Source organism: Streptomyces sp. NPDC111520 (genome assembly GCF_055635295.1).
Genome location: NZ_JBVKBW010000027.1, coordinates 20,254 through 37,382, shown reverse-complemented (window position 1 = coordinate 37,382; position 17,129 = coordinate 20,254). Strand labels below are relative to the sequence as shown.

Below are 17,129 nucleotides of genomic sequence, written 5' to 3'. Positions count from 1 at the left end.
AGCGGGAGCGCAGTCGTCAGGAGGGGCCGCTCCCGGCCCACGGGCGGAGCTTGTCCGGGTTGCGGACCGCCCAGATGCGGGAGACGCGGCCGCCGGTGACGTCGAACGCCGCCACCGTCACGGTGACCCCGGCGTGCCGGGCGACCAGGCCGGGCCGGCCGTTGACCGTCCGTTCCAGCAGCGTCAGCCCCGGGGTCCGGCCCGCCATGTGGACCAGGTAGCGGGCGATGCGCTCGCCGCCCTCGACCGGCCGGAGCACGGCGCCGGCCAGCCCGCCGCCGTCGGCGACCATCGTGGCGTCGGGATCCAGGAGGCCGACCAGGGCCTTGATGTCCCCGGCCTCCCACGCCTCCTTGAAGTCCCGCACCACCCCGGCCTGCCCGGCCGCCGGCGCCGCCGGACCCCGCGCGGCGCGGACCCGCCGCCGGGCCGAGTAGGCCAGTTGCCGGCAGGCCGCCGGCGTCCGCCCGACGATCCCGGCGACCTCGGGGAAGGGGAACCGGAAGACGTCGTGCAGGACGAACGCCACGCGCTCGGCCGGCGTCATCGACTCCAGCACGACGAGGAAGGCCATCGTCACGGACTCGTCCAGGGTGACCCGGTCGGCGGGGTCGGCCGACTCGGGCCCTCCGCCGCCACCGGCCGTCCCACCGGTCCACTCCGAGCGGTCCGGCAACGGCTCGGGTATCCACGAGCCGACGTAGCGCTCGCGCCGGACGCGCGCCGAACCGAGCAGGTCAAGGCACACGCGGCTAGCCACCGTCGTCAGCCAGGCCCCGGGCGAAGCGATCGCCTCCTGCTGCTCCCGTGACATCGCGTACCAGCGGGCGTACGTCTCCTGCACGGCGTCCTCGGCCTCGGCCAGCGAACCGAGCAACCGGTAGGCGAGGTTGATCAATTGACGCCGCTCGCCGACGACCGCGCGGAGGCCCGGCTCGGACCCGTCCCGCCCCGGCTGGAATGGGGTGCTCATCGCCCTGACCGCTCCCTCGTCCGTCCCGTCCGCTTCCGCTCCCCCCTACGACGAGACAACGCCGCCGTTCGTCAGGCGGGGCGCCTCCTGACAGTTCGCGGGCCTTGGTCGTCGGACTGACGGGGACCGTACCGGTCCGCCGCCGCGAGAGGGAAGACGAGGGACCGAGCCATGGCCACACCCACAACGGCAGAACACCGCAGCCTCACGTTCCTGCAGGTCGCCGTCGCCCTGCAGACAGCGGCGATCTTCTTCCAGGCGGCCACCGCCGGGCTGCTGCTGTCCTCCTCCCACGGCGAGGCGCTGCACAGCGCCGGGGCGCGGGTGATGTACGCGGCGTCGATGCTGTACGTGCTCGCCGCGGTCCTCGCCTGGCGGCCGGGCGGCGGATCGCCCCGCCCGATCCTGTACGCCTCGGGCTTCCTCGCCCTCGCCTCGGTCCAAGTGGTGCTGGGCATCGCCCACCGGCCCGCGCTCCACGTCCCCCTGGGCGTGCTGATGTTCGGCCTGAGCGTGCTGGCGCTGGGTCATGCGTGGTATGGCCGGCGCTCGTAGCCGGCGCAGGGTCACGGCCGGTCGGCGGCCGCCATCAGGGCGAGCGCCGCGGCGCGCAGTTCACGTTCCCAGCCGGGCAGGAGTGCAGGGAGCAGCCACTCGCTGTACTCGGCTGCGGTGCCCAGGAAGTGCGTCTCCTCCGGTGTGAGGGCCGCGGCTCCGGAGAGGCCGTTCGCCACTTCGACCGAGGTCAGGTCACCCTGGAGGAGCCCCTGCGCACGGTCGAGGAGCACACGCCGGCCGGCGGTCTCGTCGTCCGGTAGCGCGATGCCCAGTTCGTGCAGGGCCCGGTGGTACAGCTCGCGGATCCCGGCCGGATCGTCGCGGCGCGAGAGTCCGGCGAGTTCCCGCAGCGCGGTCGAGTCGTCTCCGTCGGCCAGCGCGTGCGCGGCGAGCATCGGCAGGTCCTCGAGGTGCAGGATCCCCCCGACGTACTGCCATGCGCTGTCCCGCAACCGTTCGGTCATGCGTGCATGATGCGGTGGGGCGGGATGCAGCGGCCAGGGAATATCGGTGTGTGGCCGATGATCTGCCCCATGGAGCCCGCCCCGGCTGACCGACCGCCGGTGATGCGTCCAGGGCGCCGGAACGGGGCGGCACAGGGCATGCGCCGCCCCGGCGGTGGACGAGGAGAGCAGTGCTCAGGTCAGAGGTCGAGCAGATGGATGCGGCGGCGGGACGAGCCGGGGGTGGCCAGGGTGATCGCGGGGCGGGTCCTGGTGGGGGTGCCGGGGACGGCGCGCTCCAGGTGGACGCGGCCGCCGAGTTCCACCAGGCCGTCCGGTGCGGGGGCGGTGAGGATCTGGGAGCCGCGGCCCTGGGCGATGTTGAGGGCGCGGTCGAGGCGGTCGGTGAGCAGGAGCGCCGCCGACCCGGTGGCCTCGACCTCGGCGACGCCGTCGCCGCGGCCCGGGAAGCCGCGGGCGCGGACGCGTCCGGCGGGCTCGTCCTCCCAGGCCCAGGCGTAGACCCACTCGCCGGGCGGCGGTACGGGCAGCGCGTCCACCTCCTCGGGCGAGTCGTACTGCCGCAGCGTGCGGGGTGGGGCCCAGGCGGGGCTGGCCTCCAGCCAGGTGAACTCGCCGTCCAGGCGCACACCCACGACGCCGGCGGGGGTGATGAGTTCGGGGGCGTCCAGCAGCCAGGCGGCGCCCATGCAGGGGGAGCCGGCGAAGGGCAGCCGCCCGTCGGCGGAGCGGATGTCGATGATGCCCCGCTCGGGGTCGTCGACGAACACGGTCTCGCCGGAACCCGACCGCCGGGCGAAGGCGAGGCGGTCCTGCTCGTCGGTGACGGCGCTCCCGTCGCGCACCACGGCGATCCGGTCGCCGTGTCCGCCGTCGGGTCCGCAGAAGACCCGCACGATGTCGTAGCCGGTCACGGCCGTGGCCTGCCTCATGACTGTGCGACGGGGGAGAGGGCGGCGCCCGGGGTGCCGATCGCGGCGTCCTGGAGTGTGGTGATGCGCTCGATGAGGATGGCCGCCAGTGCGGCCGCGGCGATCATGAACGCCTCCGCGAGCGCGACCAGGGGGATCGAGGCCGGATCGACGTAGCCCGCGATCCAGAGCGCCAGCCCGTGTCCGAGCCAGGCCGCCCACCAGAGGTTCACGACCGTCCGGTCGCGCGTCTCCTGCCACGAGACCGAACTCGCGCGCCCGATGTCCAGGAGCACCTGACGCGGGACGAAGAAGTTGACCAGCGGGACGAACCACACGCCGATGGTCCAGCCGCGGCTCGGGAGGGACGCCTGAGGCGTCAGCAGGTGCGCGTTGTGCCGTGCCCGTGCGAGCCAGACGAGGAAGAGCACGATCGCAAGGTTCATGGCGTAGACGAAGACCATGGAGACCATGCCCGAGCTGTACCGCGTGGGATGGAGGTAGTGGTCCCGGAGCGCCACCGCCCGGAACACGTCCAGGATCGCGGCCGCGGCTATCGCCGTCTGCGCGCAACGGGCAAGCAGAAAGGGGGATTTGGGGGACTTGCTGGACATCGTGGATGGCCTGTCTCGGGTCGTGCGCGGCTCCGGTGGACACGGGAGCGGAGTGATCATAGGGGCTGCGGGGCGCACGTGTGTACGGGGTTGCGGGTCCTCATCCGCGGGGCTGTACGTCCCCCACCACGTGGGCCAGCGTGCCGGCCGGGGCGGCGCGTTCGTCGGGGGGCATGCCCGGGTGGTGGCCCGCCGTCACCGGCAGGCCCGCGGACGCCGAGCCGGCGAGGGACAGGCGGGAGACGATGCGGTAGCGGTCGCCGCGGTAGAGGGAGTGCACGTACTCCACGGGGCGGCCGGCGGCGTCGCTCGTGAGGCGGTCGAAGAGCAGCGCGGGGGAGAGCACCGGCACCTGCAGCAGCCGGGCCTCCTCCTCGTTGGCGACGGTGGGCTCGATTGACTGGACGGCCTCGTGGACGTGGACGCCGTGCCGTTCCCGCAGGCAGGCGTAGAAGTCCCCGGCCTCCATGTCGGCCGCGCGCAGGCCCGGTACGAGGTCGGCCGGTACGTGCAGGTACTCGACGGCCATCGGCTCGCCGTCGACGAGGCGGAGCCGGGCGATGTAGACGATCTCGGCGGCGGGCGACACCCGGAGCTTGCGGCCGACGCGGGCGCCCGCCCGCACCGTGGCGAACTCCAGGACGCGGCTGAGCCAGTGGCCGGAGGCCTGCGGCAGGCTGAAGGCGTTCTCCCCCTGTGCGAGTTCCTGGGTGATCTTCGCAGGGGCGACGAACATGCCGCTCCCGTGGCGCCGGACGAGCAGACCGGTGGTGACCAGTTCGTCGACGGCCGAGCGCACGGTGGGCCGGGAGACGTCCAGTTGCTCGCACAGGGCGCGCTCCGACGGGATCGGGGTGCCCGGTGCCTGTGACTCGACGAGTTCCAGGAGGTGGTCGCGGACCCGTTCGCGCTTCAGCGGCGACCGCGGTGCCTCGCCCGTCATGTGCCCCGCCCCCTCTCCGTGGCCGTGCGGTGAATGCCGCGCCCACGAGGCTATCCAGTTGCTGACCACTTCTCCAGCGTTTCCGACACTCGCATGAGATGCCTGCGCCCCGAATTCCCTTCCTGTCAAGGGACTTGACCCCTCATCTGGTCTATGCCACCTTCCCTTACCAGTGGAAGACCAGTTGCCAAGTGGTAAGCCCTCCCCCACGCGCTCCACCCGACTGGAAGGGGTCCCCATGTCAGGACCGTTCCGCACCACCGCCCGGGTCCGCACCGCCATAGCCGCCTGTGCGACGGCGGGCCTCGCCTGTGCCGGGCTCGTCGCGCTGCCCGCGTCCGCCGCGACGACGACGCTCGCCGCCCAGTACCGGACGAGCGCGTCCGGGGCCACCGCGGACCAGGCCGAGCCCTGGCTCGAGATCACCAACCGGGGCACCTCCTCCGTCCCGCTGAGCGAGGTGACCCTGCGCTACTACTTCAAGGCCGACAGCCCCACCACCGCATACCGCTTCGCCTGCTCCTGGGCGGTCAAGGGGTGCGCCAACATCACCGGCACCTTCGGCAACCTCGCCAACCCCACCGCGACCGCCGACCGTTACCTGGAGATCGGCTTCACCTCCGGCGCGGGCTCGCTCGCCCCCGGGCAGAACACCGGCGACATGCAGTTGCGCTTCTACCGCGCGGACTGGCAGCGCCTGACCCAGTCGGACGACTACTCCTTCAACGGCTCCCGGACGTCGTACGCCGACTGGGACAAGGTCACCGTGCAGCGCGGCGGCTCGGTCGTCTGGGGCACCGCGCCCGCCGGCAACGACCCCACGGACCCGCCGACCGACCCGCCGACGGACCCGCCGACCGACCCCGACGCGCCGGCGCTCTTCGACGACTTCAGCTACACCTCCAGCAGCGACCCCGCGCTGCAGAACCACGGCTGGACCGTGAAGTCCGGCCAGGGCGGCCCCGGCGTGCCGGGCGCCACCTGGTCCCCGCAGGACGTCACCTTCGTGGCGGGCACCGGGAGCAACAAGGTCATGAACCTGCGCCTCACCACCGACGGCACCGCCGCCGGCACCAAGGAGAGCGAGGTCCAGACCACCGCCCGCAAGTTCCGCAACGGCACCTACGCCGCCCGCGTGCGCTTCAACGACACGCCGACCGGCGGCCCCGACGGCGACCACGTCGTCCAGACCTTCTTCGCCTTCACGCCGCTCAACGCGCCGATGGACCCGAACTACAGCGAGCAGGACTTCGAGTACCTGCCGAACGGCGGCTGGGGCGAGCCGAGCAACATCATGTACACGACGTCCTGGGAGACCTACAACCCGGACCCGTGGAACGCGGTCAACACCCACTCCGAGAACCGCCAGAGCTACGAGGGGTGGCACGACCTGCAGATCACCATCGACAACAGCGCCATCACCTACTACATCGACGGCCAGGTCTTCGGCACCCACGGCGAGCCCTACCTGCCGGAGACCAGCCAGTGGATCGACTTCAACCACTGGCTGATCGACCTCACGGGCCAGACGGGCAGCACCCCGCGCTCGTACAACCAGCAGGTGGACTACGTCTACTTCGTCAAGGACCAGAAACTGACCCCGGCCCAGGTCGCCGCGAGGGTCGCCGCCTACCGCACCGCGGGCACCGCCTTCACCGACACCGTCCCGGGCAGCTGACCGGCCCCCGTGCCGCCGCCCACCGCCACAGGGGCGCGGTGGGCGGCGGCACGGCCTACGGAAGCGAACGGCAGTAGAGCGCGTCCGGCGTACGGGAGGAGCCGAAGCGGCCGGTGAAGGCGATGCCCGCCGCGTACTCGCCGTCCGCGCACTGACCCTTGTAGCTGCCGTACGCGAAGTCCCCCCCGGCCCCCGACGCGGGACGGTCGTCGCCCCGGTCGAACCACACGCTGCGCCCGGCACCGCCCAGGGCCGTGCCCGCGGTGGCGCACAGCGCGCTGGAGACGGCGGCGCCGCGGACCGCGTAGCCGGCGAGGAACGACCCGGCCGGGCACTGGTACTTGGTGTAGCCCGAGGCCCAGTCGCCGCCGGAAGGCACGTACCGCTCGTCGGTGACGACCTGGTACGCCCCGGAGGAGGCCCACAGGTCCCCGGCGCCGGTGTCGGTGCACAGACCGCGGTTGCCGGTGTGGGCCAGCCCGATCAGCCGCTGCCCGTCCGGGCACGCGACCTTGCGCGCACCGACGTCCCAGTCGGGGCGGGCGCGCATGCGCAGGCTCTGCACGGCGTCGCCGTGGTCCGGCGCGAGCATCGACCAGCGGCCGACGGGAGCCACGTACCCGGTGCGGCCGGGGTTGCCGACCAGCCGGGACCATGCGTCGGCCCGCCAGTCGTCACCGTCGTACAGGCCCATGCGGTGACCGGCGGAGTCCCAGTGCAGCAGCGCCCAGCCGTTGCCCCGGCGGTTCTCGTGCCAACCGACGAGGGGCCAGTAGGCGAAGTCGGTGTCGTTCTGGATCAGGAAGTCCGTGAAGTCGGCGAACCAGGCGCGGGTCCTCTCGTTCGTCTCCTCCCGGCCGCCGACGCCGAACTCGCTGATCCACAGCGGCGCGGTGTAGTGCCGTCCGGTGTCCGAGGACACGTAGAAGGCCTGCCTGCGCAGCTCCGCGTACAGCTCGTCGCGGCCGAGGTCGCTGTAGCGCGGGTCGTGGGTCTCGCCGATCCCCGTCGCGCCGCTGTGCCGTGGGCCGGTGTAGCCGTAGAAGTGCGCGGAGTACACCAGCTTCCCGGACCGGACGAGGGTGTGGGAGAGGCGCTGGACGGGCTCCAGGGTGGGGCGGTCGTGGGGGAGGCCGTCGACGGGCAGGCCGGTCCAGTTGATGCCCTCGACGACGATCAGCAGATCGGGGTTGGCCTCCTGGAGGATGCGGTCGCCGAGGGTTTGCGAGGCGGCGAACCAGTCGTGGTCGTCGCCGAGGCCCCAGTTGGGGTCGTCCCATACGGAGCGGCGCACCTCGTTGTAGAGGTCGGCGCCGACGACGCGCTTGTTGTCGCGGTAGCGGCGGACCATGAACAGCCAGTCCTCCTCCCACGTCCCGGTGGACTGCGAGGCGTTCCATCGCTCGTTGCCGTCCACGCCGCAGCACCAGCGGGTGGTGTTGGTGTGGTTGTTGAGGACGACGGCGAAGCCCGCGTCCGTGAGGGCGGCGACCACGGCGTCGTAGACCTGGAGGGGGGTCTTCCCGCGCAGTCGGGGGTTGGCGGCGACGGACGCGTCGGTGACGGGGACCGTGTCGTGGATCATCTCGTCGGAGAACGGCAGCCGGACGCTGTTGAGCCCGAGCTCCGCGAAGCCGTCGAGGATCTCGGCGATCGGCGCCCGGTCCAGACCCAGCGGCATGCGGCCGGAGTCCTCGCCCGCGTGGTGGTTCGCGGGGTCGGCGGCATCGCCCGAGCCGTTCCAGGTGCCGCTGGCGCCGTGCCAGTTGCCGGACCTGAGCTTGAAGCGGTCGCCGTCGGCGTCGACGATGTAGCGCCCGCGGGTGCTGAGCGGCGGGGTCCAGGACGCGGCGAGTGCGGTGGCCGGCGCGGCGGGGGCGGACGGGGCCGAGGGCCCGGGTTCGCGCGCGAGGGCGGTCGTGGGGGTGAGCAGGCCGATGAGGGTGACGAGCACGGCGGCCACGGCCGTGAGGGGCCGGCGCGGTAACGTCGCGGCCACGGCTACGGCACCACGACGGAGGTGTTGAGCTGGTCGACCGCGGTCATCGGCGAGCCGAGGTCGTAGCGGTCGACGGCCACGTACGTCGGCTTCTTGCGGGCGGCCGGCTCGCAGAAGTTCCGGGTGCGGTTGAGCAGTTTGCCGTTGTCGGTGGCCGCGGTGCCGGCGAGGGTCGTGTCCCGGAAGTGGTTCATCACGAAGAGCGGCCGGAACCCGGGCTCCTCGCGGGTGAGCGGCACGTTGGCCCCGGCGCCGTACCAGCGGCTGTAGCAGGACCAGTCGGAGGTGCTCGCCCCGGAGCCCATCGACCAGTAGTTCTCCACGGTCCACTCCTGCTGGTACATCACGCCGAAGCTGTCGCGCTTCAGGCCGGTGTCGGAGCCACGGGTCCGGTCGGTGAAGATCATCAACTGCTCGCCGCGCGCGGCCAGGTCGCCCATGGCGGGCCAGCCGTGTTCGCGCACGCCGTCCTGGTCGGGGCGGTAGAGGACGTCGTAGAGGCCGTCGACCCGGGAGAGTTCGGAGCGCAGCACCTCGGGGGAGACGTAGTCCTCCAGGAAGACGGTGACGAACTGCCCCGGGTGCTGCCGGAGGAAGTCGACCATCCGCTGCAGGTCCACCCAGAGCGCGACGGGGCGGCTGACCAGCGTGCAGCTGTTGTGGCAGAGGATCGCGCCGTCCGGTGTCTGGTGGATGTCCATCATGAAGCCGCGGACCCCGTCGTCCAGTTGCTGCGAGATGCCGCGCGACTGGTTGGGGAAGAGGTTGACGAAGGGTGGCGCGAAGCCGCCGTCGACGCCGTTGGCGAAGGCGTTGTGCGCGGTCAGGAAGGTGACCTGGTCCAGGGTGCGCGCGTCGGCGGGCGGCATGGCGGCCCGGGGGAGCGGGCTGGGCGTGAGGTACCACCGGGACAGCGGGCCCGCGGCGCCCACGCGCGGCCGCTCCGGGTACACGCCCCCGGCCGGCGCCTCGGCCAGCGTCAGGCGGTCCGCGGTGCCCGGCACGCCCAGCGAGTAGGTCCCGTCGCCGGCCGCCGTGATCTCCCAGGCGGCGCTCGCGCCCCCGCACGCCACGATCGCCGCGTCGGCGCCCGAGCGGCCGAGGCAGCGGCCGGCGTCGTCGGTGCTGCGCAGTTCCTGCCCTCCGGGGACGGTGACGGCCGTCCACTGCTGGCGGTCCTCGTTACCCTTGGGCCGGTGCAGTGCCACGGTGCCGCCGCTGTCGGAGGCGTTCAGGCCGTTCACGGCGCTCTGCACGTAGAGGGTGCCGCCGGGCGCGGCGACGGCGGCGGCCCCCGCGGGAAGCCCGGGCAGGGCCACGGTCGCGGCCACGACCGCGGCCGCCACGGCGCCGGCGCGGGGGAGGGAGACGAAGCGATTGCTCCGAGAGGTAGTCATGCGCATGACATACCACCGGTAACGCTTGCCATGTAAGGGCGTCTTGGACGGGGTGCGTCTGGCCCCTCGGGTCACGGCCGGGCGGGTGTCGCGCGGTGGTCCGGGGGTCCGTGCAGGGGTTGGCGACGATGAGCTTCGGCTCGTGCACGGAGCCCGCGCGTGGTCGCGCCCGGCATCTGCGGGGTGTGTCGCTCGGGCCCCTGTTCCTGAGGTGTGTGGGCCGGCCCGTCGCGGGCCCGGGGTGCGCGCTGACGGGCTCATGCGTTGGTGATGCCGGGCCTGGGTCGTGCACGGGGTGTGCCGGGGCCAGGGCCCGCGCGTGGTCGCACACGGCATCTACGGGGTGTGTCGCTCAGGCCCCTGTTCCCGCGGGGTGCGGACCGGCTCGTCACCGGCCCGCGGTGCGCGCTGCCGGGCTCAGGCCTTGACGACGCCGGGTCCGACCCAGGCGTCGGTGGTGGCTCCGGGGCCGACCCACGCGCGGACCACGCCCGGGCCCACCCAGGCCTTGACCACGCCCGGCCCGACCCAGGCGTCGGTGGTGGCGCCCGGGCCCACCCATGCGCGGACGACGCCGGGGCCGACCCACGCCCGTGCCGGGGCCGCGGGGCCCCGGTCCGCGGTGGTGACCGCTCCCGCGGCGATCAGCAAGGTGGCGGCGGACAGTGCCAGAGCGGTGGCGGTGCGGCGGATCGTCATCGGTTCCCCCTTGGTCCCACGTGTCGTTCCCGACCGTGTGACGAGGCTACGGGCGGGCGCCCCGGGCGCGGATGAGTACCCGTACTCACCCCCGCCCGCCGGATCCGGCCATTGCGCTCCGGGCGCGGACGTGCTGCTGCGGCGGTCGGTGACCGCCGCAGCAGCATGTGGTCGACGGGGGCGGCGTCGCCGCCCGGCGTCAGTGCAGTTGACCGTCGGGGGAGACCGACGGCGTCGTCGCCGGTTCGACGGGGGGCGCCGGAGGGGCACTGGCCCAGGCGGCCTCGGCCGCCGCCGCCCACGCGGGGTCGGCCCAGGAGGTGTCGGCCCGTTCGTCCGGTTCGAGGACGTCCTCGCCGTACAGGTCCTGGAGCCAGTTGCTCTGGTAGATCGTGTCGAGGTAGCGCTCGCCGAGGTCCGGCGCGATCGCCACCGACGTGAGGCCGGGGGCGCCGTTCTTCTCGAGCCAGCTCGTCGCGCCGCTGACCACCGTGCCCGTCGAGCCGCCGAACAGGAACCCGCGACGGGCCAGCCGGTGGCAGGCGCGGATGGTGTCGGCCTCCTCGACCAGGACGACCTCGTCCACGAAGGACTCGTCGAGCAGCGGCGGATGGACGCTCATGCCCAGCCCGGGGATCATCCGGCGGCCGGGTGCCCCGCCGAACGTCACGGAGCCGACGCTGTCCACCGCGACGACCTTGACCGGCCGGGACCACTCGCGGAACCAGCGGGCGCAGCCCATCAGCGTCCCCGTGGTGCCGGCGCCGACGAACACGACGTCGACCTCGGGGAACTGCCGCGCGATCTCCGGAGCGGTCGTCCGGTAGTGCGCCCGCCAGTTGCCCGGGTTCGTGTACTGGCTGAGCCAGACGTACCGGTCGTCCGAGGCGCACAGCGCGCGGACGAAGTCCAGGCGCGCGCCCAGGTAGCCGCCGTGGGCGTCCGGCCCGGAGATGATGTGCACCTGGCTGCCCAGGGCCTTCATCAGCAGCCGGGTCGACAGGTTGCACCGCGCGTCGGTGACGCACAGGAACCGGTAGCCCTTGCTGGCGGCGATCATGCTCAGGGCCACGCCCAGGTTGCCGGACGAGGACTCGACCAGGATCGAATCGGGAGTCAGGATCCCCTCCCGCTCGGCGGTCTCCACCATCTCGGTCGCGGCTTTGAGCTTGATCGAACCGGCGAAGTTGAAGCCCTCGCACTTGAGGAAGAGCGACTGCCCGAAGATCGACTCGAGGTCGACGAAGAGCTGTTCCTCGTTGAAGGCCTGGGGAACGGATATGACTGTCACGATGGCCTCCTCATCTGCAGCGCCTGTCCCGTCCAGACGGGGGAGCAGCGCGTCAGCGGCCGCTGTGTCCTGCACTGGTGAGCTTGCGTGGCTGGACCGTTGGTCTGTCCCGGAGGTACTTCCGCATGCGGCTCCTTGTGGTCGGTCGCCGTGGTGCCCGCCCCGCCGTCGGGGGCCCGGGCCCAGGTCCTGGGGCCCGGTGTCGTGGGGGCGGGGTCGCGGCCGTTCATCCGTACCGGCGCAGTTCGTGGAAGAAGTCGTCGACGACGTGCAGCTCGCCGGAGCGCGCCACCTCGTCGTAGACGTACTTGCCGACCGCGAGGTCGAGGACCCCGAGGCCGAAGGGCGAGAACACCACGGGCCGGTCCTCGCGGAGCGCCACCCGGCCGGCGATCACGTCGTCCAGCGTGCCGGCCAGGAAGTCCCGGTTGCCCGTGCGCTGCTCCGCCAGGTGCGGCGACGTGTCCGCCTTGAGGCAGTGCTCGACGTCGTCGACCACGTTGGTCGAGCCGAGCACGATCTCCGGCGTGAGGTCGCGCAGCGACATGTGCAGCACGAGTGGCTTGTGCCCGAACCAGGTCATGTCCCGTACGTGGGGCTCGCCGGCGACGGTGGCGAAGACCACCAGGTCGCTCGCGCGGATGATCTGCTCGGGGTCGTCGTACAGCGTGACGCGTCCCGGGGCGCCCGACTGTTCCAGGTAGCCCTGGAAGCCCTTCGCGCTCTCGGCCGACAGGTCGTGCACGCCGATCTCGTCGAAGTGCCAGCCGGTGCCCACCAGGTAGGTGTGGATGTAGCGGGCGATCAGCCCCGTCCCGAAGAACCCCACGCGCCGCGGGCGGCGGTCGGGACGGCTCAGCCGGTCGGCGGCCAGGGCCGCCATCGCGGCCGTCCTGGTGGCGCTGATGATGGAGCTCTCCAGGCACGCGATGGGGTAGCCGGTGTCGTGGTCGTTGAGGATCAGCACCGCCGACGCCCGGGGGATGCCCGCCGCCACGTTCTCCGGGAAGCTGGAGATCCACTTCAGGCCGTCCACGCGCACCTCGCCGCCGATGGAGGCGGGCAGGGCGATGATCCGGGCGGTGGGACGGTCGGGGAACCGCAGGAAGTAGGACGGCGGGTTCACCGAGTCACCGGCGGAGTGCAGCCGGTACGTGGTCTCCACGAGCTCCGTGATCTGCTTCTCGCGCCCGTGCAGCGCGTGCTGGACCTGGACGCCGGGCACCACCGCGAACGGCGGTACGGCGAGCGGTCCGGCGGGCGCGGAACCCTTGGCGGCGGAGCGGTTGCTGGTCATGCGGTCGTCACCTCGACGGTCGGGGAGCAGTCGGCCAGGCGCACCGCGTCGGCCATGCCGACCAGCACTTCACGGGAGCCCTCGTAGGCCTCGCGGCTGTGGGCGGTGCGGATGTTGTCGACGAGCATCAGGTCGCCCGTCTGCCAGGGTTCGCGGGCGGTGTTCGCCTCGTACACGGTGTTGAGCAGCTGGACGACGTCCGCGCCGATCGGGTCGCCGTTGCCGAAGCGGGTGTTGAACGGCAGGCCCTCGGCGCCGTACATGTCCACGAGGTACTCGTGCACCTCGGGGTCCATCGTCCACTCGTTGAGGAACGCGATCTGGTTGAACCAGCAGCGCCGTCCCGTGACCGGGTGGCGGACGACGGCGCTGCGCCGCTGGCGGGTGCGCAGGGCCCCGTCCGGCTGCCACTCGAAGGCGATGGCGTTGGCGCGGCAGTAGTCCTCGACGGCGGACCGGTCGTCCGTGCCGAAGGCCTCGGCGACGGTCGCCCCGATCTCGTCGTTGTAGCTGCGGGTGAGCAGCCAGCCCTCCCGCTCGAAGCGCTGGACCAGTTCGGCCGGCAGCGCCTCGAGCACGGACGGCGCGTCGGCCACCGCCGTCGCCCCGCCCTTCTCCGGCGCGGTCAGGCAGGCGAACATCATCATGCCGGGGAACTCGAGCCGGTAGCTGAGCTCGTGGTGCATGCACATCGGCTGGTTGGGCGGCCAGTTGGAGGAGGAGTACAGGCCCTCGGCGTAGGTCCGCCGGGACGCGAAGGCCTCCTTCTCGGCGGTCAGCCGGCCGGCCAGCCGCCGTACGACGCCCGCGGCCTTGTCCGCGTCGGTCAGGCCGAGCCCGCGGATCAGGATCGCGCCGTGCTCGGCGACGACCGCGCGCAGCGCGTCGCGGTGCCCGTCGGCCCAGCCCGCCGGGTCCTCGACGGCCCCGGCACGCAGGATCGGGGGTGAGCCGGGCCGCAGCTCGAGGTCGAGCAGGGACTGTGGGGAAGCTGAGGTCGACAACTGCGTCTCCTCTCGGTTCGCGTTCATGGGGAGGCCAGGAGTTCGGCGGCGCGCAGGACCGCCTGCGCCACCTCGTCCGGGCAGGTGCGGGGGAAGTGGTGACCGCCGCGGCCGAGCTCGTACAGGTCGACGTGCTCGGCCAGCAGCAGCCACTCGTGGTACCGGCGGGAGTGGTCCGCCGTGTACGGGTCGTCGGCGGCGACGACCACGGTGACCGGCGCGGACAGCCGCACCGGCGGTGCGGAGTCCAGGGCGTCGGCGAAGTATCGGTGGGCCGCCACGCAGTCGTGGCGGTAGGCGGCGGCGACGTGCCCGGCACGTGCCGTGTCCGGCCCGGCGGGCCGGCCGTCACCGCCGTCGGCGCCGAGCTCGGCGGCGATCGCGGCGTCGTCGCGGCCGGCCAGCGCCTCGGCCGCGGCACGCCGCCCGGCGGAGTCGCCGAGCAACTGCGCGCCGAGGAAGACGCGCTGGACCTCCACGCCCTTCTCCTGCAGCCGACGGGCGGTCTCCACGGCGAGGGCGGTGCCCGACGAGTGGCCCCACAGCAGGATCCGGGACGGTCCGCGGCCGGCGATCTCCTCGGCCACCGAGGCGGCCACCTGCTCCAGCGGGGCGAAGGCCTCGCCGCGGGCGGCCGGGTCGTGGCCGGGCGGTTCGACGGCGTGGACCGCCCAGCCCGCGGGCCGCAGGGCCGCCGCCAGTGGCCGGAAGTCCACCGCGTCGCCCCCGGCGTGCGGGAAGCACACCAGGGCGCCGTGCGGTTCGCCGTCCGGCTCCGACAGGGTCCGCAGCAGCCCGGGACGGGATTCCGTGCGGCCGTCGACGACCTCGGCGAGGTCGGCGAGGACCGGGTGGGCGGTGACGTCCTTGAGGGAGATCGCGCGGTCCAGCAGGATCGCCAGCCGTACCGCCGACAGCGAGGTGCCGCCGCGGTCGAAGAAGTGGTCCCGGCGGCCGATCCGCTCCTGCGGGACGCCCAGCACCGTCGACCACGCCTTCGCCAGGCGCCGCTCGGCGGCGGTGCCGGGGACCTGCCCGTCCGGCCGCTCCGAGGCCCTTCCGGAGTCCTCCTGCGCGGCGAGCGTTGTCAGCGCCTTGCGGTCGATCTTGCTGTTGGCGGTCAGCGGCAGGCCCTCCTTCCAGTGGAAGGCCGCGGGCACCATGTAGGCGGGCAGGGACTGCGCCAGGTGCTCGCGCAGCGCGTCGGCCGCCACGGGCGCGGGGCCGGAGTAGAAGGCGACGAGCTGGTCGCCGTCCTCGCTGACGACCACCGCGCCGTCGCGCACGCCCGGCGCCCGGACCAGGGTGTTCTCGATCTCGCCGATCTCGATGCGGAAACCGCGGATCTTGACCTGGTGGTCCTTGCGGCCGAGGAACTCCAGCGTGCCGTCCGGGTGCCAGCGACCGTAGTCGCCGCCGCGGTACAGCCGCTCGCCGGTGTGGTGGGGGTCGGTCAGGTACGCCTGCCGGGTGCGCTCCGGGTCGTTGACGTAACCGCGGCCCACGCAGACCCCGGAGAAGACGACCAGGCCGGGCGCGCCCAGCGGCACCGGCGACAGGTGCTCGTCGACGACGTACACGCGCACGTTGTTGACGGGCCGGCCCAGCGGCACCCAGTCGGTGTCCGGGACGCGGTCCATCACCGCGTGGTTGGTGTCGTCGCTGGTCTCGGTCAGCCCGTAGGCGTTGACCAGCTTCACACCGGGCCGCGCGGCGAACCAGCGTCCGATGAGGTCCTTCTTCAGGGCCTCGCCGGTCACCGACACGCAGCGCAGGTCGGGCAGTTCGCGCGGCTCGCGCTCCAGGGCGGACAGGACGACGTCCAGGTAGGAGGGGACGAGCTGGACGACGTTCGCCCGTCCCTCGACGACCTTGTCGAGGAAGCGGTCGGCGTCCAGGATCGTCTCCTGCTCCACCAGCAGCGTGCGTCCGCCGACGAGCAGCGCCGAGACCAGCTGCCACAGCGAGATGTCGAAGCACTGCGGGGCGGTCTGCGCCACCACCTGCCCCTCGGAGATGCCGAGGTCGTCGATCTTGGCGTAGAGGTGGTTGAGGAAGCCCGCGTGCTCGCACATCGCGCCCTTGGGCTCCCCGGTCGAGCCGGAGGTGAAGTAGATGTACGCCAGCTGGTCCCGGGCGACGGCCACCTGCGGGTCCTCGCTGGGGTGGTCCTCGGCGTAGGCGTCCTCGACGGGCAGCCGCTGCACCTCGGGGAGCGCGGACAGGGCCTCGTCGAGGGTGGCGGTGCTGCCGCGCTCGGTCAGCACCAGGCGGCACTCGGCGCGGCTGAGGGTGTTCCTGATCCGGCCGGCCGGGAAGTGCGGCTCGATCGGCAGGTAGGCGCCGCCGGCCTTGAAGACGGCCAGCACGGCCGCCAGCCAGTCCAGGTTCCGCTCGGTGACCACCGCGACCACGCCCTCGCGCTCCAGACCGCGCACCAGGAGGGCGTGGGCCAGGCGGTTGGCGCGGGCGTTGAGGTCGCCGTACGTCCACTGGCGGTCCCCGTGGACGGCCGCGACCGCCTCCGGGTGCGCCCGGACCCGCTCCTCGAACAGCTCGTGCATCCGCCGGTCCGGCAGCTTCCTGCGCGGTCCGGCCATCCCGGTGAGCTGCAGCCGGCTCTCCTCCGCCGACAGCAGGCTCTTGCGGGTGTGCTCGGCGTCCAGGTCGGCGGCGATCCGGGCCAGCGCGGCCAGGTGGTAGCCGGCGACGCGGGCCGCGGCGTCCTCGTCCATGACGTCGGTGGCGTAGCGCAGCCGCAGCGAGAGCCGGCCGTCGCGGTCGGACGCGCCGACCCACAGCACCGTGCCCGGGGCGAGTTCGACGCCGCCGCCGGACAGGTCGAAGACCGTCTCGAACAGCGGCTCGGCCAGGTCGAGTTCCTTGCGGAGCGCGTCGACCGGGACGTCCTGGTGGGCCAGCAGCCGGGACTCCGCGCCGCGCGCGTCCAGCAGCAGGGAGCGCCACGAGCCGGGGCCCGCCGACAGCCGGCACGGCAGCACCGCGCCGCCCGCGGCCACGTAACCCGTCACGACCTCGGCCTCGCCGCAGAGCGCGGCCAGCACCTTGGCGTGCGCGGCCAGCAGCACCGAACCCAGCGGGACCCCGACCTCGTCCGCCACCCGGCGCACCGACGCCGTGAGGCCGTCGGGGACCGCCACCACGTGCTCGGCGGCGCCGCTGACCGGTTCGGAGGTCCAGCGGGGGATCGCGGTGAACCCGCCCTTGACGAGTTCTCCGCGCCAGAACTCCCGTCCGGCGTCCGCTGCCTTGTCCATCGACCTTCCTCCACTCGCGGTTT

General features: G+C 73.0%; 14 protein-coding genes. 2 read left to right on the top strand and 12 right to left on the bottom strand.

Features of this window, described 5'->3' with window-relative positions; translation table 11 throughout:
* Nucleotides 1-16 precede the first annotated feature (16 nt).
* Entirely contained in the window at nt 17-973 is a 957-nt protein-coding gene (gene sigJ, locus ACZ7MY_RS38525; RefSeq protein WP_499609788.1) for an RNA polymerase sigma factor SigJ, read from the bottom strand.
* A gap of 171 nt (nt 974-1,144) precedes the next feature.
* Here sigJ and ACZ7MY_RS38520 point away from each other — a divergent pair, with 171 nt between their 5' ends.
* Entirely contained in the window at nt 1,145-1,528 is a 384-nt protein-coding gene (locus ACZ7MY_RS38520; protein ID WP_499609785.1) for a hypothetical protein, read from the top strand.
* A gap of 11 nt (nt 1,529-1,539) precedes the next feature.
* Here ACZ7MY_RS38520 and ACZ7MY_RS38515 read toward each other — a convergent pair whose 3' ends face one another.
* The 4 genes from ACZ7MY_RS38515 to ACZ7MY_RS38500 all read right to left on the bottom strand — a co-directional run bounded on the left by ACZ7MY_RS38515 (nt 1,540) and on the right by ACZ7MY_RS38500 (nt 4,463).
* Complete coding sequence (locus ACZ7MY_RS38515) at nt 1,540-1,995, bottom strand: hypothetical protein (RefSeq protein WP_499609783.1); 456 nt, start codon at nt 1,993-1,995, stop codon at nt 1,540-1,542.
* 179 nt (nt 1,996-2,174) lie between these two features.
* Nucleotides 2,175-2,927 (bottom strand): PhzF family phenazine biosynthesis protein, encoded by a 753-nt coding sequence (locus ACZ7MY_RS38510; protein WP_499609780.1) that lies wholly within the window; start codon nt 2,925-2,927, stop codon nt 2,175-2,177.
* Nucleotides 2,924-3,520, bottom strand: a complete 597-nt coding sequence (locus ACZ7MY_RS38505) for a DUF4328 domain-containing protein (protein ID WP_499609777.1) — start codon at nt 3,518-3,520, stop codon at nt 2,924-2,926. Before ACZ7MY_RS38505 ends, ACZ7MY_RS38510 begins: the two co-directional genes overlap by 4 nt.
* Nucleotides 3,521-3,620: 100 nt before the next feature.
* Nucleotides 3,621-4,463: a GntR family transcriptional regulator gene (locus ACZ7MY_RS38500; protein WP_499609774.1), complete on the bottom strand. Its 843-nt coding sequence runs from the start codon at nt 4,461-4,463 to the stop codon at nt 3,621-3,623.
* 238 nt (nt 4,464-4,701) lie between these two features.
* Between ACZ7MY_RS38500 and ACZ7MY_RS38495 the strand changes: the two genes are divergently transcribed.
* Nucleotides 4,702-6,141, top strand: coding sequence for a cellulose binding domain-containing protein (locus tag ACZ7MY_RS38495; protein ID WP_499609771.1), 1,440 nt, complete (start codon nt 4,702-4,704; stop codon nt 6,139-6,141).
* A 55-nt stretch (nt 6,142-6,196) separates the two neighbouring features.
* Here the strand turns inward: ACZ7MY_RS38495 and ACZ7MY_RS38490 are convergent, their stop codons facing one another.
* The 7 genes from ACZ7MY_RS38490 to ACZ7MY_RS38460 all read right to left on the bottom strand — a co-directional run bounded on the left by ACZ7MY_RS38490 (nt 6,197) and on the right by ACZ7MY_RS38460 (nt 17,106).
* Nucleotides 6,197-8,140: a glycoside hydrolase family 5 protein gene (locus tag ACZ7MY_RS38490; protein WP_499609769.1), complete on the bottom strand. Its 1,944-nt coding sequence runs from the start codon at nt 8,138-8,140 to the stop codon at nt 6,197-6,199.
* A gap of 2 nt (nt 8,141-8,142) precedes the next feature.
* Nucleotides 8,143-9,537, bottom strand: a complete 1,395-nt coding sequence (locus ACZ7MY_RS38485; protein ID WP_499609766.1) for a phosphoinositide-specific phospholipase C-related protein — start codon at nt 9,535-9,537, stop codon at nt 8,143-8,145.
* A gap of 417 nt (nt 9,538-9,954) precedes the next feature.
* On the bottom strand, nt 9,955-10,236 hold the full coding sequence (locus ACZ7MY_RS38480) for a hypothetical protein (RefSeq protein ID WP_499609763.1): 282 nt from the start codon (nt 10,234-10,236) through the stop codon (nt 9,955-9,957).
* 199 nt (nt 10,237-10,435) lie between these two features.
* Nucleotides 10,436-11,527 (bottom strand): 2,3-diaminopropionate biosynthesis protein SbnA, encoded by a 1,092-nt coding sequence (sbnA, locus tag ACZ7MY_RS38475; RefSeq protein WP_499609761.1) that lies wholly within the window; start codon nt 11,525-11,527, stop codon nt 10,436-10,438.
* A gap of 226 nt (nt 11,528-11,753) precedes the next feature.
* Entirely contained in the window at nt 11,754-12,824 is a 1,071-nt protein-coding gene (sbnB, locus tag ACZ7MY_RS38470; protein ID WP_499609758.1) for a 2,3-diaminopropionate biosynthesis protein SbnB, read from the bottom strand.
* Nucleotides 12,821-13,855 carry a TauD/TfdA family dioxygenase gene (locus ACZ7MY_RS38465; protein ID WP_499609756.1) on the bottom strand — a complete coding sequence of 345 codons (1,035 nt, stop codon included), beginning with the start codon at nt 13,853-13,855 and terminating at the stop codon, nt 12,821-12,823. Before ACZ7MY_RS38465 ends, sbnB begins: the two co-directional genes overlap by 4 nt.
* Nucleotides 13,852-17,106 carry a non-ribosomal peptide synthetase gene (locus ACZ7MY_RS38460; RefSeq protein ID WP_499609754.1) on the bottom strand — a complete coding sequence of 1,085 codons (3,255 nt, stop codon included), beginning with the start codon at nt 17,104-17,106 and terminating at the stop codon, nt 13,852-13,854. Before ACZ7MY_RS38460 ends, ACZ7MY_RS38465 begins: the two co-directional genes overlap by 4 nt.
* Nucleotides 17,107-17,129 lie beyond the last annotated feature (23 nt).

What these genes read in the sequence shown, in the direction of transcription:
- sigJ (WP_499609788.1), bottom strand. Translation starts at nt 973, where the DNA reads ATGAGCACCCCATTCCAGCCGGGGCGGGACGGGTCCGAGCCGGGCCTC.
- ACZ7MY_RS38520 (WP_499609785.1), top strand. Translation starts at nt 1,145, where the DNA reads ATGGCCACACCCACAACGGCAGAACACCGCAGCCTCACGTTCCTGCAG.
- ACZ7MY_RS38515 (WP_499609783.1), bottom strand. Translation starts at nt 1,995, where the DNA reads ATGACCGAACGGTTGCGGGACAGCGCATGGCAGTACGTCGGGGGGATC.
- ACZ7MY_RS38510 (WP_499609780.1), bottom strand. Translation starts at nt 2,927, where the DNA reads ATGAGGCAGGCCACGGCCGTGACCGGCTACGACATCGTGCGGGTCTTC.
- ACZ7MY_RS38505 (WP_499609777.1), bottom strand. Translation starts at nt 3,520, where the DNA reads ATGTCCAGCAAGTCCCCCAAATCCCCCTTTCTGCTTGCCCGTTGCGCG.
- ACZ7MY_RS38500 (WP_499609774.1), bottom strand. Translation starts at nt 4,463, where the DNA reads ATGACGGGCGAGGCACCGCGGTCGCCGCTGAAGCGCGAACGGGTCCGC.
- ACZ7MY_RS38495 (WP_499609771.1), top strand. Translation starts at nt 4,702, where the DNA reads ATGTCAGGACCGTTCCGCACCACCGCCCGGGTCCGCACCGCCATAGCC.
- ACZ7MY_RS38485 (WP_499609766.1), bottom strand. Translation starts at nt 9,537, where the DNA reads ATGACTACCTCTCGGAGCAATCGCTTCGTCTCCCTCCCCCGCGCCGGC.
- ACZ7MY_RS38480 (WP_499609763.1), bottom strand. Translation starts at nt 10,236, where the DNA reads ATGACGATCCGCCGCACCGCCACCGCTCTGGCACTGTCCGCCGCCACC.
- sbnB (WP_499609758.1), bottom strand. Translation starts at nt 12,824, where the DNA reads ATGACCAGCAACCGCTCCGCCGCCAAGGGTTCCGCGCCCGCCGGACCG.
- ACZ7MY_RS38465 (WP_499609756.1), bottom strand. Translation starts at nt 13,855, where the DNA reads ATGAACGCGAACCGAGAGGAGACGCAGTTGTCGACCTCAGCTTCCCCA.
- ACZ7MY_RS38460 (WP_499609754.1), bottom strand. Translation starts at nt 17,106, where the DNA reads ATGGACAAGGCAGCGGACGCCGGACGGGAGTTCTGGCGCGGAGAACTC.